Source organism: Pseudonocardia halophobica (genome assembly GCF_027922425.1).
In the GTDB taxonomy this organism is placed as follows: domain Bacteria; phylum Actinomycetota; class Actinomycetes; order Mycobacteriales; family Pseudonocardiaceae; genus Pseudonocardia; species Pseudonocardia halophobica.
In genome coordinates this window covers 1-601 of the sequence record NZ_BSFQ01000246.1, presented here as the reverse complement: position 1 = coordinate 601, position 601 = coordinate 1, and the positions used below count along the sequence as shown (strand labels likewise).

Below are 601 nucleotides of genomic sequence, written 5' to 3'. Positions count from 1 at the left end.
AGGTGCGCAAGGCTGTTGCCGAGGCGGATCAGTCGCTGACCGCACAGATCCGGGCGGTGGATGACCGGCTGATCCTGACCGCCGATGCGGTGACGCGGCTGGAGCTGGATCTGCCGAAGCTTGCCAGCGCCACCGCCGTGGATGCTTTGCGGCTGCGGGTGACCACCGCCGAGGGCAGGATCACCTCGCAGGGCGAGGCGATCACCGCGCTCAACACTGCCTTGCCGGGCAAGGCCAGCGCCTCGGCGCTGGAGGCGCTGACCTCACGGGTCACGCTGACCGAGAGCGGAATCGTCTCGCTGGGGCAGTCGGTCACCGATCTGGGCACGGCGGTTGCGGGCAAGGCCGGTACTGACGTGGTGGACGCGCTGGAAAGCCGGACCAGCGCGACCGAGACAGCGGTAAAGACCGGCGGCGCGGCGACCACCAGCCTGCGGGCCAGCCTGTTGCCACTGGCCTCCGAGGTGCTGGATCAGGGCTTTGCCGAGTTTCTGGCCCGCCGGAAGGTGCGCAAGGCTGTTGCCGAGGCGGATCAGTCGCTGACCGCACAGATCCGGGCGGTGGATGACCGGCTGATCCTGACCGCCGATGCGGTGACGCG

The 601-nt window shown here is 69.4% G+C and carries 1 protein-coding gene; it reads left to right on the top strand.

The genetic code is table 11. From position 1 onward, the window contains the following. A partial coding sequence (locus PKE99_RS38425) for a hypothetical protein (RefSeq protein ID WP_271215153.1) occupies window positions 1–601 on the top strand: 601 nt, incomplete at both ends.